Source organism: Pseudomonas sp. GNP014 (assembly GCF_054344005.1).
On the sequence record NZ_JBTGUS010000001.1, the window covers coordinates 4,196,530 to 4,209,819 of the forward strand.

The 13,290-nt window shown below is 61.1% G+C and carries 11 protein-coding genes; 5 read left to right on the forward strand and 6 right to left on the reverse strand.

Features of this window, described 5'->3' with window-relative positions:
• Positions 1-8 precede the first annotated feature (8 nt).
• The 3 genes from rarD to ACXX9E_RS18905 all read right to left on the reverse strand — a co-directional run bounded on the left by rarD (position 9) and on the right by ACXX9E_RS18905 (position 3,158).
• A complete protein-coding gene (gene rarD / locus ACXX9E_RS18895) occupies positions 9-890 on the reverse strand; it encodes an EamA family transporter RarD (protein WP_123468408.1) in 882 nt (293 codons plus the stop codon).
• Between the two features lie 285 nt (positions 891-1,175).
• Positions 1,176-2,189, reverse strand: coding sequence for an aldo/keto reductase (locus tag ACXX9E_RS18900; protein WP_123468410.1), 1,014 nt, complete (start codon positions 2,187-2,189; stop codon positions 1,176-1,178).
• Positions 2,190-2,258: 69 nt separating this feature from the next.
• Positions 2,259-3,158, reverse strand: coding sequence for a LysR family transcriptional regulator (locus ACXX9E_RS18905; RefSeq protein WP_458555935.1), 900 nt, complete (start codon positions 3,156-3,158; stop codon positions 2,259-2,261).
• A 98-nt stretch (positions 3,159-3,256) separates the two neighbouring features.
• On the opposite strand from ACXX9E_RS18905, the gene ACXX9E_RS18910 reads away from it, so the two are divergent.
• Positions 3,257-3,613 carry a VOC family protein gene (locus ACXX9E_RS18910; RefSeq protein ID WP_123468414.1) on the forward strand — a complete coding sequence of 119 codons (357 nt, stop codon included), beginning with the start codon at positions 3,257-3,259 and terminating at the stop codon, positions 3,611-3,613.
• Between the two features lie 45 nt (positions 3,614-3,658).
• On the opposite strand, the gene ACXX9E_RS18915 is transcribed toward ACXX9E_RS18910, so the two are convergent.
• Complete coding sequence (locus ACXX9E_RS18915) at positions 3,659-4,969, reverse strand: MFS transporter (protein ID WP_186745940.1); 1,311 nt, start codon at positions 4,967-4,969, stop codon at positions 3,659-3,661.
• A gap of 172 nt (positions 4,970-5,141) precedes the next feature.
• Between ACXX9E_RS18915 and ACXX9E_RS18920 the strand changes: the two genes are divergently transcribed.
• The 4 genes from ACXX9E_RS18920 to ACXX9E_RS18935 all read left to right on the forward strand — a co-directional run bounded on the left by ACXX9E_RS18920 (position 5,142) and on the right by ACXX9E_RS18935 (position 10,860).
• A complete protein-coding gene (locus tag ACXX9E_RS18920; protein WP_123468418.1) occupies positions 5,142-6,263 on the forward strand; it encodes a sugar diacid recognition domain-containing protein in 1,122 nt (373 codons plus the stop codon).
• Positions 6,264-6,508: 245 nt separating this feature from the next.
• A complete protein-coding gene (locus ACXX9E_RS18925; RefSeq protein ID WP_128616145.1) occupies positions 6,509-7,660 on the forward strand; it encodes a glycerate kinase in 1,152 nt (383 codons plus the stop codon).
• 345 nt (positions 7,661-8,005) lie between these two features.
• Positions 8,006-9,631, forward strand: coding sequence for a methyl-accepting chemotaxis protein (locus ACXX9E_RS18930; RefSeq protein ID WP_186745944.1), 1,626 nt, complete (start codon positions 8,006-8,008; stop codon positions 9,629-9,631).
• A gap of 41 nt (positions 9,632-9,672) precedes the next feature.
• On the forward strand, positions 9,673-10,860 hold the full coding sequence (locus ACXX9E_RS18935) for a pyridoxal phosphate-dependent aminotransferase (RefSeq protein ID WP_123468424.1): 1,188 nt from the start codon (positions 9,673-9,675) through the stop codon (positions 10,858-10,860).
• Positions 10,861-10,977: 117 nt separating this feature from the next.
• On the opposite strand, the gene ACXX9E_RS18940 is transcribed toward ACXX9E_RS18935, so the two are convergent.
• The gene (locus tag ACXX9E_RS18940; RefSeq protein WP_458555936.1) at positions 10,978-11,955 is read right to left on the reverse strand and encodes a 2-hydroxyacid dehydrogenase; all 978 of its coding nucleotides are present in this window, start codon (positions 11,953-11,955) and stop codon (positions 10,978-10,980) included.
• Between the two features lie 13 nt (positions 11,956-11,968).
• Positions 11,969-13,267: an MFS transporter gene (locus ACXX9E_RS18945; RefSeq protein WP_123468427.1), complete on the reverse strand. Its 1,299-nt coding sequence runs from the start codon at positions 13,265-13,267 to the stop codon at positions 11,969-11,971.
• Positions 13,268-13,290 lie beyond the last annotated feature (23 nt).

The following is a 13,290-nucleotide window of genomic DNA, read 5'->3' on the forward strand; positions in this document are numbered from 1 at the left end:
TCGTGCGATTAAGGACGGCGCTGCCGCATCAGGTGCTTGAAGCCTTCAAACACCAGCACCACAACGGCGAGCCAGATCGGAATGTAGGTCAGCCATTCACCGGCCTTGATGCTTTCACCCAACAACAGCGCGACACCGAGCAACAGCACCGGCTCGACATAACTGAGCAAACCGAACAGGCTGAACGGCAACAAGCGACTGGCGATGATGTACACCACCAGCGCTGACGCACTGATCAGGCCGAGCAGCGGAATCAGCCACATCAGCCCCGGGTATTGATCGAACACGCCCAAACCTTGCTCGCCACCCTGCACAAACCACCACGCCACTGGCAGCATCAGCGTCATGTCGACCCACAGTCCGCCAAGGTTGTCGGTTTTCAGGTATTTGCGTAGCACGAAATACAGCGGATAGCCGACCACGACCACCAGAGTCGCCCAGGAAAAACCGCCGACCTGATACAACTCGTTCAACACGCCGAGGCTGGCGAAAAACACCGCAATTTTCTGCAGGTACGACAGGCTTTCGCCGTAGGCAATGCGCCCGGTCAGCACCATCGCCAGTGGCAGCAGGAAGTAGCCCAGCGACACATCCAGGCTGTATCCATTGAGCGGCGCCCACATGAACAGCCACAGTTGCACGCCCAGCAGGGCGGCCGAAACAATCAGCCCGCCAATCAGTTTCGGCTTCGCGACCATCAGGCGGATCAGTTCCAGTACTCGTCGCCATTCGCCGGAGACCAGCATGAACACGGTCATGCACGGCACGGTCAGCAGCATCCGCCAGCCAAAGATTTCTACGCCGCTCAATGGGGTGAGCAGCGAGGTGTAGTAATACATGACGGCAAACAGCACCGAGGCTGAAACCGATAGAGCGATACCTTTAGACAAACTGTCCTCGCGGGTGGGTGATCAAACGGGGCGCGAAGGATACGTGGTTTTCGTGCTGAATATTGGCCGAGCGATCAATATTTCACACACGACCTCAGAAGCCCCTCACCGTGACCCTCTCCCAGAGGGAGAGGGGACTGAATCGGGATGTCTTGCGATAGTGCGCGACGCGAAAGGCCGAGTCGATCATGGATTCACCACGCAGGTCCCACGCCAAAGCGTAGTCTCAATATCCGCCAATCGGTTCCCTCTCCCAGAGGGAGAGGGCAGCAGAGGGCGAGGATCTCAAGCCGAATGCGGTTTACGGCCCGACACGAAATGGCTCACATCATTGAACCCCGGTGTCGAGGCGTGCCCCGGCGTCACCAGCGAGTCGATAAACGCCTCATCTTCCGCCGTGATCTTCACCGCTTGCGCCTTGGTGTAGGCGTCCCACTGGGCTTCTGTGCGCGGGCCGACAATCGCTGAGGCCACCGCGCTGTTATTGAGCACCCAGGCAATGGCGAATTCGACGATGCCCACCCCACGCCCCTCGGTGTATTGCTGAATCTGCTGGGCAATGCGCAGCGACTCGACCCGCCATTCGGTTTCCAGAATGCGTTTGTCCTGACGCCCGGCGCGGCTGTTGATGTCCGGGGCTGCATCGGGTGCGTACTTGCCGCTGAGCACGCCACGGGCCAGCGGGCTATAAGGCACCACACCGAGGCCATAGGTTTGCGCGGCGGTGATCTGCTCGGTTTCGGCCTGGCGGTTGACGATGTTGTACAGCGGCTGGCTGATGACCGGGCGGTCGACACCCAGTTGGTCGGCGACACGAATCACTTCGGCAATCCGCCAGCCGCGATAGTTGGACAGCCCCCAGTAACGGATCTTGCCCTGACGGATCAGGTCGCCAATGGCCGAGATCGTCACGTCCAGCGGCGTGTTGTGGTCTTCGCGGTGCAGGTAATAGATGTCGAGGTAGTCGGTGCCCAGTCGTGTCAGGCTGGCATCCAGACCATTGAAGATATGTTTGCGGCTCAGGCCGCTGCGGTTCGGCACGCCGTCCACCGGACCAAAGCCGACTTTGGTCGCCAACACCCACTCATGCCGGTTGCCGGCAATCGCTTCGCCGACGATCTCTTCCGAACGGCCATTGGTGTAGACGTCAGCGGTGTCGATGAAATTGATGCCCTGATCCCAGGCCTTGTCGATGATGCGCAACGACTCTTCGTGGCTGGTCTGCTCGCCGAACATCATCGTGCCGAGGGTGAGGGTAGACACCTGCAAGCCCGAGTGACCCAGTGTGCGATAGCTCATGCCGAAATCCTTTCTGTCGGTGGGAAAGCGTTCATCAAATACCAGATGCGTGCGACAGGGCAAAGTGAATTATCGACTCAATGCCGCACATCGCTCGCGCAAAAATGCCTGCAAGACCTTGACCCGCTCGGACACCTGAACCCGGTGTGGACAGAGCAGATTGAATGGCACGCTTTCGCCGTGCCAGTCGTCGAATAACGTGCGCAGGCGTCCGGCGCGCACGTCTTCGGCGACATCCAGCCAGGCCTTGTAGGCGATGCCATGCCCGGCCAGTGCCCAGCGCCGGGCGACTTCACCGTCGTCGCTGAGGTAGTCGCCGTGGGCTTCGACTTCGACGGCTTCATCGTCACGGTTGAAACGCCAACTGTTGTAGGGGCGGCCGTTGCGCAGGTAGAGCAGGGCACTGTGATCGCCCAGTTCCGTCGGGTGCTGTGGCGTGCCATGACGGGCCAGATAATCGGGGCTGGCGCAGGCAACGCGGCGATGCGTCGGCAAAATCGGCAACGCCACCAGCGTCGAGTCGCTCGGCACGCCGAAGCGCAGCGCGATGTCCACGGTTTCGCGAAACAGATCGGCGTGGCGGTCGTTGAGCAGCAATTGCAGGCGGATATTCGGGTGCGCGCGCTTGAAATCGTCCAGCCACGGCAGTAACACGTTGCGGCCGAAGTCCGAGGGCGCCGCCAGTTGCAACACGCCGTTCAGGCCTTCACCTGATTGTTTCAGCGCTTGTTCGCCGTCGGCCAGTGTCGCCAGGGCCAGGCGCACACTGTCCAGATAACGCCGGCCTTCCTCGGTCAGGCGCATGCTGCGGGTGGAGCGTGCGAGCAAACGGATACCGAGACGGGTTTCCAGGCGTTTCAGGGCAATGCTGGCGGCGGCCGGGGTCAGTTCCAGCGCCCGTGCAGCGGCAGAAATACTGCCGGAATCGGCCACGCGGACGAAAATCTCCAGATCGAGAATCGAGCTCATTGCTAAAAATCCTTTAAAGATCTTTGCGTTTTAACGGGATTTTTCCGTGATTGGCAAGCCGTGATACTGCAATCAATCAACAACCGCAGGAGATGAGCATGACCTGGACATTCGATCACCTGGCCTTCAACACCGCCGATGGCCAGAGCTTGCAGGACAGTTTCGCCAGCTTGCTCGGCCTGACGCCGGGGCGCCGACCACCGTTTCCGTTTCCCGGGCGATGGCTGTATCAGGATGCGCACGCCGTGGTGCACGTGATCGAGCAGCCGACGTTCGACGATACGGCGTTGAGCCACATTGCCTTTCGCACGGATGAGCCGGCAGAAGCCGTGCTGCAACGGGTGCGCGACAGCGGTTTGCCGTATCAGGTGGCGCAGGTGCCGGAGGACGGGATCTGGCAGATTTTTGTGCAGATGCCGGGTGGCGTGGTGATCGAATTGGATGCATTGGCTTGAGTGCAAAAGATCGCAGGCTGCGATCTTTTGCGTTTTACAACGTGATCAGGCGCGCAATGTGCGGGTCATGCGCAACGCCAGCAGACTGCCGCCGACAATCACCGCCGCCAGCAGGTACAACGCCGCATCGGTGGAGCCGGTGCTGTCCTTGACCCAACCCACCAGATAAGGGCTGAGAAATCCGGCCATTTGTCCCATGGAGTTGATCAACGCCAGGCCTCCGGCGGCAGCACCGGCACTCAACATCGCCGTCGGCACTGGCCAGAACATCGGCAGGCCGGTCAGCGCGCCCATGGTCGCAATGGTCAGGCCGAGAATCGCAATCGCCGGGTTGGCGGCGAAATTAACCGCGATCACCAGACCGATCGCGCCCATCAGCATCGGCACCACCAAATGCCAGCGACGCTCTTTGCGCAAATCCGCCGATCGCCCGACCGCCAGCATGAACACCGCTGCCAGCAGGTACGGAATCGCGCTCAGCCAGCCGATCACCAGGTTGTCGCTGAAGCCGAGGTTCTTGATGATCGACGGCAGCCAGAAGTTGATCGCGTACACGCCACTCTGGATGCAGAAATAGATCAGGCCGAAGGCCCAGATTGCCGGGTTCTTGAACACCGCGATCAACGAATCGGAGGTGGTTTTCGGTTTGTTCGCGAGGTCTTCGGCCTGATCGGCCTCCAGCACTGCACGCTCGTGCGGGCTCAGCCATTTGGCGTTGGCGAAGCTGTCGCTCAACAGGAAATAGGCGAGGGCGCCGAGGATCACCGTCGGGATGCCTTGCAGCAGGAACATCCACTGCCAGCCGGCCAGACCACCCTGGCCCGCCGCGAAGTGATTGAGAATCCAGCCAGAGAACGGGCTGCCGAGCAGGCCGGACACTGGAATTGCCGACATGAACAGCGCCATGATCCGCCCCCGGCGGAAGGTCGGGAACCACTGCGAGAGGTACAGCACGACGCCTGGAAAGAACCCGGCTTCGGCCGCACCGGTGAACAGGCGCAGGGTGTAAAACTCGGTCGGCGTGGTGACGAACAGCAGGCAGGTCGACAACGTGCCCCAGGTAATCATCATCAAGGCAATCCAGCGCCGCGGACCGAATCGGGTCAGGGCCAGGTTGCTTGGCACGCCGCACAGCACGTAGCCGATGAAGAAAATCCCGGCACCGAGGCCGTAGACGGTTTCACTGAATTTCAGGGCGTCGAGCATCTGCAGTTTGGCAAATCCAACGTTGACCCGGTCGAGGTAGTTGAACAGGTAGCAGATGAAGATGAAGGGGATCAAACGCAGGGTGATGCGTTTGTAGACGGCGTTTTTATCGTCTGCGATGGTCTGGGTAGCTGCGGCGCTGTGCGACATAGCGGCTCTCTCTTTATTATGATTTTTGGCGATGCAAAGGGTAACGTTGATCGCCCTGAGAGTCTCGGCCACCGGTGGCCGGATTGTCTTTGTGCCTGAGCACAGGGTTTGCCGTCAGACCCTGTGCGGGTGAACAACCTGTCCGGGCCTGTTTTCAAGGATTCCAGCGCTTATGTTCGAACTCGATCACGACCTCGCCCAAGACATCGTCGACCGTGCCATGGCCATTTTGCCCTACAACGTCAACGTCATGGACAGCCAGGGCTTGATCCTTGGCAGTGGCGAGCCGGAGCGGATCAACACCCGTCACGAAGGTGCGCAATTGGTGCTGGCCAACGGTCGGGTGGTAGAGATTGACGCGCAGACCGCCGTGCATTTGAAAGGCGTGCAGCCGGGCATCAATTTGCCGCTGTTGCTCGATCAGCGCTTGATCGGCGTGCTCGGCATCACCGGCGAGCCGGAGCAGTTGCGCACTTACGCCGAACTGGTGCGCATGACCGCGGAAATGCTCGTTGGCCAGCGCAATCAACAGGCCGAACAGCAATGGCGCCGTCAGCGTTGCGATGACTTGCTGGCGCTGTTGCTCAGCGAGGCGGGGGATTCGCCACGCCTGATCGACGAGGCGCAGCAACTCGGTCTCAAACCGCAATTGACCCGGGTGCCGTATCTGTTCGAATTGGGTCTGGAGCACGGCCCGGGGCAGACCGTCGAGGCCCTGAGTGCCTGGCTGACCTCACGTTATCCCGATAGCTGGTGCGTGAGTTCGGCAAAGTCGTCGCTGTTGTGGTGTCGACCAGCGAGCCACAACGTCGAATCTGACCGCTTGCTGGAAAAGCTCGACGGCCTGGGCTGGAATATTTTGCGCATCGCCGTGGGCGGGCAGGCGGATGGGCTGGTCGGGTTGCGCCGTTGCTATCGGCGGGTCGGCGATCTTCTGGCGTATGGCCGAGAGGTGCTGCCGCACTCGCGTTTGCTGACGCTCAATCGTTATCGGCTGCCGGTGATGCTGTGGCGGCATCGCAATGACGATGCGCTGGATGAATTGCTCAAGCCGTTGCGCAAGGTCATCGCCAAGGACGGCAACGGCCAGTTGCTGGCGACGTTGCGCAGTTGGTGCGAGCACGACGGGCAGAGCCAGGCGTGTGCGGATGCGCTGGGGATTCATCGCAACAGTTTGCGTTACCGGATGGAGCGGATTGCCGAGTTGAGTGGGGTTGATCCGTTAAGGCTGGACGGGATGCTGGCGTTGTATCTCGGCGTGCAACTCCTGCCCCAGACTGATCCTGCGGCATGAGTTGTTCTTGCTGCCGCCATCGTTGGCAAGCCAGCTCCCACAGTCTCTGCGGTGGTTACAAAATTCATGGTCACTGAAGTTCCCTGTGGGAGCTGGCTTGCCAGCGATAGGGCCGGAACATTCAGCCTCGATTCCAGGGCCTTTGTGAAAATGAACAATAAACGCCCACAGCGCTTGTGCAGCGGACAGGCGTCAATGCGCGGGCTGACTGGCAGCATGAGGAGCATTGGAACTGGAGAATTCGCATGAAGATCGTCATCGCCCCCGATTCGTTCAAGGACAGCCTGAGTGCCCAGGGCGTCGCCGAGGCCATTGCTTTGGGCCTGGCGCAAGTCTGGCCACAAGCCACGCTGGTCAAATGCCCGATGGCCGATGGCGGTGAAGGCACGGTCGATTCGATTCTCGCCGCGTGCGAAGGTGAACGGCGCCGCAGCCGCGTGCGTGGCCCGCTGGGCGTGCCGGTGGACGCGGCGTGGGGCTGGTTGCCGCACAACCACACCGCGATCATCGAGATGGCCGAGGCCAGCGGTTTGCAATTGGTGCCGCCGGGGCAACGTGACGCCTGCATCAGCAGCACCTTCGGCACTGGTGAGTTGATCCGTGCGGCGCTGGACGCTGGCGCGCAACGGGTGATTCTGGCGATTGGCGGCAGTGCGACCAACGACGGCGGCGCCGGCGCGATGCAGGCGCTGGGCGTGAAACTGCTGGATGCGCAAGGCCAGTCGCTGGTGCCGGGCGGTCTGGCACTGGCGCAATTGGCGCGTCTGGAACTGAGCGACCTGGACCCGCGTCTGGCCCACGTGCGCTTCGACATCGCCGCAGACGTCAACAATCCACTCTGCGGTCCGCACGGTGCTTCCGCCATTTTCGGCCCGCAAAAAGGTGCGTCGCCCGCCCAAGTGCAGCAACTGGATCAGGCGCTGGGCCATTTTGCCGAACACTGTGCACACGCCTTGGGCAAAGACGTGCGTGATGAACCGGGCAGTGGTGCAGCCGGGGGGCTGGGATTTGCTGCCAAGGCGTTTTTGGGCGCGCAATTTCGAGCCGGCGTGGAAGTGGTCGCCGAACTGGTGGGCCTCGCCGAAGCGGTGAAAGGCGCGGATCTGGTGATCACCGGCGAAGGCCGTTTCGATGCCCAGACCCTGCGCGGCAAAACCCCGTTTGGCGTGGCGCGGATTGCCAAACAGCAGCAGGTTCCGGTGATCGTCATTGCCGGCACTCTTGGCGAGGGCTATCAGGAACTCTACGGCCACGGCATTGATGCCGCATTCGCCGTTACCAGCGGGCCGATGCCCCTTGAGCAGGCCTGCGCCGAAGCGCCGCGATTGCTGCGTGAACGTGCGGCCGACATCGCCCGTGTCTGGCAGATGGCCAAGAATCAGCCTGATCAGCATTGATTAACCTGTGGCGAGGGAGCTTGCTCGCGCCGGGCTGCGAAGCAGCTCCAACCCTCTTGGTGTCAATCCTTCGGATCCACCGTGTTCGATGGTTCCAAGACTGCTGCACAGACGAGCCTGAGCAAGTTCTCTCACCACCGATTTTGCTTAAATGTTTACGGTGTTTCATCGCTGTAACACCTTGAAAAATATTTCCGTTTTACACGAAACCTTCCTAAAGCCTGGCCGATACAAAGATCAGGCGCACACAGATTCCCTCGAACCGTGACGCCAGACCGGTCCCGCTCCAAGGACTGGTGATGACGGCAAGGACGCTCGCAGCTACCTCTATCCGAGAGTCCAACCATGTCTTTGCGTAATCTGAAAATCGCGCCCCGTGCCTTCCTCGGTTTTGCCTTTATCGCCTTGCTGGTGATTGTCCTTGGCGTGTTCGCCGTCAATCGCATGTCGATCATTCGCCAGGCCTCCATCGACATGGATACCAATCAACTGCCCAGTGTCACCTACCTTGGCGTGGTGACGGAAAACGTGTTGCGCCTGCGGATTCTGTCGTTCCGGATTCTGGTCAACCGCGAGCCGGCCGGCTTGCAAGAGGCGCAGACGCGGATTGGCGTGTTGGTGGACAAGGTACGCAGTGCTCAGGCCAGCTACGCGGCATTGCCTGCGGAAGCCGAGGAGCGTGCCCTGTACCAGGCGTTCGCGACGACGCTCGACAATTACCTGCAAGCACAAAACCAGATGATGGACTTGTCGCGTCAGGGCAAGGTCGAGGAAATGCGTACCCTGATTAACACAAAGATCAAGGAAGGCACCGACCAGATGGGCGAGCAGCTCAACAAGCTGATCGCGATCAACGCAGCGGGTGCCAAAGTCGCCTCCACTCAGGCAGGTGAGCATTACGACAGCGCCATTACCGGCATCATCATTGTCGCGGTGATTGCCGCGTTGGCGACGGTATTGCTGGCATTGCTGCTGACGCGCAGCATCGTCACGCCGTTGAACCGGGCGGTGCTGGTGGCGCAAACCATTGCCGATGGCAATCTGAGCAAAGCCATCGAAGTCGACGGCAAGGACGAAGCCACGCAACTGCTGCAGGCCCTGGCCACGATGCAGACCAACCTGCGCAAGACCATCGAACAGATTGCCGGCTCCGCCACCCAACTGGGCGCCGCAGCCGAAGAGCTCAGCGCGGTCACCGAAGAAGCCTCCCGTGGCCTGCAACAGCAGAACAACGAAATCGAACAGGCCGCCACTGCCGTCAACGAGATGACCGCCGCCGTGGAAGAGGTTGCACGTAACGCCGTCTCAACCTCCGAGGCCTCGAACCAGTCGACCCAGGCCGCCCGTGAAGGCCGCGATCAAGTGGTGAAAACCGTCGACGCGATTCAGACCATGACCCACGACGTGCAGAGCACCGCGCAAATGATCGAAGGCCTGGCGGCGCAGGGTCGGGACATCGGCAAAGTGCTCGACGTGATCCGCGCCATCGCCGAACAGACCAACCTGCTGGCGCTCAACGCAGCCATCGAAGCGGCGCGTGCCGGTGAGGCGGGTCGTGGTTTTGCGGTGGTGGCAGACGAAGTGCGCGCACTGGCCCATCGCACCGCGCAATCGACTCAGGAAATCGAAAAAATGGTCGCCGGCATCCAGAACGGCACCGGTGAAGCGGTTTCGTCGATGCAGCAGAGCAACCAGCGCACCCAGACCACCCTGGAAATGGCCCGCGCCGCCGGCGTCGCCCTTGAGCAGATCACCCAGTCGATTCATCAGATCAACGAGCGCAACCTGGTGATCGCCAGCGCCTCCGAAGAACAGGCGCAAGTGTCCCGCGAAGTTGACCGGAATCTGGTCAATATCCGCGATCTGGCTACGCAATCGGCTGCCGGGGCCAACCAGACCAGCGCCGCCACCCATGAGCTGTCGCGACTGGCGGTGGATTTGAACGCCATGGTGGCGCGTTTTGTGATTTGAGATAGGGTGAAGGCTGGAGATTGCGCAAACAGGAGACGTGCATGCGCTATTCAGCCTTGACTCAACGAATCGCCGGGGAGGGCGCAGCGGCCTGGCAGATTCACGACCGAGCGCTGGAGTTGCGCGCTGAGGGCGTCGATGTCCTGCTGCTGAGTGTGGGCGATCCGGATTTCGATACACCGCTGCCGATCGTCCACGGTGCCATCGACAGTCTGCTGGCCGGCGATACGCATTATGCGGAAGTGCGCGGCCGCTTGGCTTTGCGCAAACTGATTGCCCGGCGGCATCAGCGACGCTGCGGTCAGGCGGTCGATGCCGACCACGTGATCGTGCTGCCGGGGGCGCAATGCGCGGTGTATTCAGTGGCGCAATGCCTGCTGGATCCGGGGGACGAGGTGATTGTCGCCGAGCCGATGTACGTCACCTACGAAGGCGTGTTCGGCGCCTGTGGGGCGACCGTGGTGCCGGTGCCGGTGCGTCCGGAAAACGGCTTTCGCGTTGACCCCGCCGATGTCGCTGCACGCATCACCGGCAAGACCCGGGCGATGCTGCTCAACAGTCCCAACAACCCCTGCGGCGCGAGCCTGTCACTGCTGATCTGGCAGGAACTGGCGGCGCTGTGCATTCGTCATGACTTATGGCTGATCAGCGATGAGGTCTACAGCGATTTGCTCTACGAAGGCGAGCACATCAGCCCGGCGAGTCTGCCGGGCATGGCGGAGCGCACGGCGACCATCAACAGCCTGTCGAAATCCCACGCCATGACTGGCTGGCGGATCGGTTGGTCGATCGGGCCAAAAGCGTTGGCCGAACACTTGGTGAATCTGTCGTTGAGCATGCTGTTCGGTTTGCCGGAATTCGTGCAGAAAGCCGCGCAGGTTGCGCTGGAAACGGACCTGCCGGAAGTGGCGCAGATGCGCGAGGAGTATCGCTTGCGCCGGGATCTGGTCTGCGAGCGGCTGCAGGGCTGCCCGGGTTTGCAACCGATCCGCCCGGATGGCGGCATGTTCGTGATGGTCGATGTGCGCCAGACCGGGTTAGGCGCTCAAGCGTTTGCCGAGCGCTTGCTGGAAAATTACGGCGTTTCGGTGCTGGCCGGTGAAGCGTTCGGGCCGAGTGCGGCGGGGCATATTCGCATTGGACTGGTGGTCGATCGGGTCAAACTGGCGGACGCCTGCTCGCGGATTACACTGTGTGCGGCGCAGCTGTTACAGGCGCGCAGTGCCTGATGGTTTTGTGTTGCCTGTACCGGCCTCTTCGCGAGCAAGCTCGCTCCCACAGGGGAATGCGTTTCAAATGTGGGAGCGAGCTTGCTCGCGAAGGCGGCATGACAGCCACGGATTAATTCAGCCCTGCCAAGCCGATGGATTCACCAGATTCGCAGGTTTTTCCCCAGCCAGCGCCGCCAACAGATTCTCCACCGCACAGCGCGCCATCGCTTCGCGCGTCTCATGCGTTGCCGAGCCCATGTGCGGCGTCGCCACCACATTATTCAGTTGCAACAACGGCGAGTCATGCTGCAACGGCTCACGCTCGAACACATCCAATCCCGCCGCACGAATGCGCTGATGACGCAGCGCTTCAATCATCGCCGCCTCATCCACCACTTTGCCCCGCGAAATGTTGATGAAGATGCTTTGCGGACGCATCAGCGCAAACTCCTCAGCACCAATCAAGCCTTCGGTCTGCGCGGTCAGCGGCAAGGTCAGGCAAATGAAATCGGCCTGCTGGAGCAGCTCTTCAAGGCTGCGATATTGCGCATCAAACCGCGCTTCGACTGCCGGTTTGCGCGACTGGCTGTGATAGATCACCGGCATGCCAAACCCAAAATATCCGCGCTGGGCCAGCGCCTCGCCGATGCGGCCCATGCCGATGATGCCCAGGGTCTTGCCATGCACATCGGTGCCGAAATGCGCCGGGCCGATATTGCGATGCCACTGGCCGCTGCGCACCATGTTCGCCAGTTCCACCACACGCCGGGCAGCGGCGAGGATCAGCGCGAAACCGGTGTCGGCGGTGGTTTCGGTGAGCACATCAGGCGTGTTGCTGAGCAGGATCTTGCGCCGCGTCAGGTAGTCGATGTCGTAGTTGTCGACGCCCACCGAGACGCTGGCAATCGCCTCCAGCTTCGGTGCCAGATCGAGTAGTGCCGCATCCAGCTTCAGACTGGCGCCAAGCAAACCGTGGGCGCCGGGCAGGGCGTCGCGCAGTTTCATCAGGCCGTCGCTGTCGAGGCTGTCGATCAGCGTCACGTCGAGCCGTTCGTGCAGTCGCGCCATCAGCACTGGCGAGAGTTTCTTGTACAACACAACGTGTTTTTTCATGGCAAGCATCTCTTCAGGAATGAGCCGGCACGGGACGCGTGGCAGCGGCTTTGGCCACGACGCGATCGCTTGCGCCGGGCTTGAGAAAAATCGTCAGCACCACCGATAACATCAGCGCGCCGCTCATCAGCAGGTACGACGCACCGGGCGAACCGGTGGAGCTATTGAGGTAGCCGACCAGATACGAGCCGCCGAACGAACCGAGCGCGCCCATGCTGTTGATCAACGCCATCGCGCCGCCCGCCACGTTGGCCGGTAGAATCTCCGGAACGATGGCGAAAAACGGTCCGTACGGCGCGTACATGCAGGCACCAGCAATCACTAGCAGCGTGTACGACCACCAGAAATGCTCGGTGCCCAAGGCGTAAGAGCCGTAGAAAGCGATGGACGCGATCAGCAGCGGCGGCCAGACAAAGCGTTTGCGTTTTTGCAGTTTGTCCGAGCCCCACGACACCGCGAGCATGCCGATCACTGCCGCCAGGTACGGCAGCGCCGACAGCCAGCCGGCCTCGATCATGTCCATTTGTGCGCCAGCCTTGAGGATCGACGGCAGCCACAGCACAAAGCCGTAAACGCCGATGCTCCAGCAGAAAAACTGCAGCGCAAGGACGATCACCTTCGGCGAGCGGAACGCCTCGGCGTAATTCTTCACCGCTTTGATCCCGACCTGTTCAGCCGCCAGCGCACTCTCCAGATCGTGCTTTTCCTGGTCGTTGAGCCACTTGGCCTGGGCCGGGCGATCATCGGCCAGGCGCCACCAGATAAACGCCCAGAGCACCGCCGGCAGGCCTTCGATGATGAACATCCAGCGCCAACTGAAATGCTGCACCAGATAGCCCGAAACCACCGACATCCACAGCATCGTCACCGGGTTGCCGAGGATCAGGAAGGTGTTGGCCCGTGAGCGTTCGGCACGGGTAAACCAATGGCACAGATACACCAGCATCGCCGGCATCACCGCCGCTTCGACCACGCCGAGCATGAAGCGGATGACGATCAGCCAATAGGCGTTGGAGACCACGCCGGTCAGGGTGGCGAGGCCGCCCCAAAGGATCAGACTGACGAAAATCAGTTTCTTCACGCTGTGCTTTTGCGCATAGATTGCACCGGGCACCTGGAAGAAAAAGTAGCCGAGGAAGAACAGCGCACCGAGCAGCGATGACAGGCCCGGTGTGATCATCAGGTCTTCGGCCATGCCCGATGCGGCGGCGAAGCCGTAGTTGGCGCGATCCAGATACGCCAGGCTGTAGGTGATGAACACAATCGGCATGATGTACCACCAGCGGCGGGCGGCGAGGGTTGCGGTTTTCATGGTCTTGCTCCTGAGCTTGTTGT

What these genes read in the sequence shown, in the direction of transcription:
- ACXX9E_RS18930 (WP_186745944.1), top strand. Translation starts at nt 8,006, where the DNA reads ATGTCTTTGCGTAATCTGAAAATCGCGCCCCGTGCCTTCCTCGGTTTT.
- ACXX9E_RS18915 (WP_186745940.1), bottom strand. Translation starts at nt 4,969, where the DNA reads ATGTCGCACAGCGCCGCAGCTACCCAGACCATCGCAGACGATAAAAAC.
- ACXX9E_RS18925 (WP_128616145.1), top strand. Translation starts at nt 6,509, where the DNA reads ATGAAGATCGTCATCGCCCCCGATTCGTTCAAGGACAGCCTGAGTGCC.
- ACXX9E_RS18940 (WP_458555936.1), bottom strand. Translation starts at nt 11,955, where the DNA reads ATGAAAAAACACGTTGTGTTGTACAAGAAACTCTCGCCAGTGCTGATG.
- ACXX9E_RS18900 (WP_123468410.1), bottom strand. Translation starts at nt 2,189, where the DNA reads ATGAGCTATCGCACACTGGGTCACTCGGGCTTGCAGGTGTCTACCCTC.
- ACXX9E_RS18905 (WP_458555935.1), bottom strand. Translation starts at nt 3,158, where the DNA reads ATGAGCTCGATTCTCGATCTGGAGATTTTCGTCCGCGTGGCCGATTCC.
- ACXX9E_RS18935 (WP_123468424.1), top strand. Translation starts at nt 9,673, where the DNA reads ATGCGCTATTCAGCCTTGACTCAACGAATCGCCGGGGAGGGCGCAGCG.
- ACXX9E_RS18920 (WP_123468418.1), top strand. Translation starts at nt 5,142, where the DNA reads ATGTTCGAACTCGATCACGACCTCGCCCAAGACATCGTCGACCGTGCC.
- ACXX9E_RS18945 (WP_123468427.1), bottom strand. Translation starts at nt 13,267, where the DNA reads ATGAAAACCGCAACCCTCGCCGCCCGCCGCTGGTGGTACATCATGCCG.
- ACXX9E_RS18910 (WP_123468414.1), top strand. Translation starts at nt 3,257, where the DNA reads ATGACCTGGACATTCGATCACCTGGCCTTCAACACCGCCGATGGCCAG.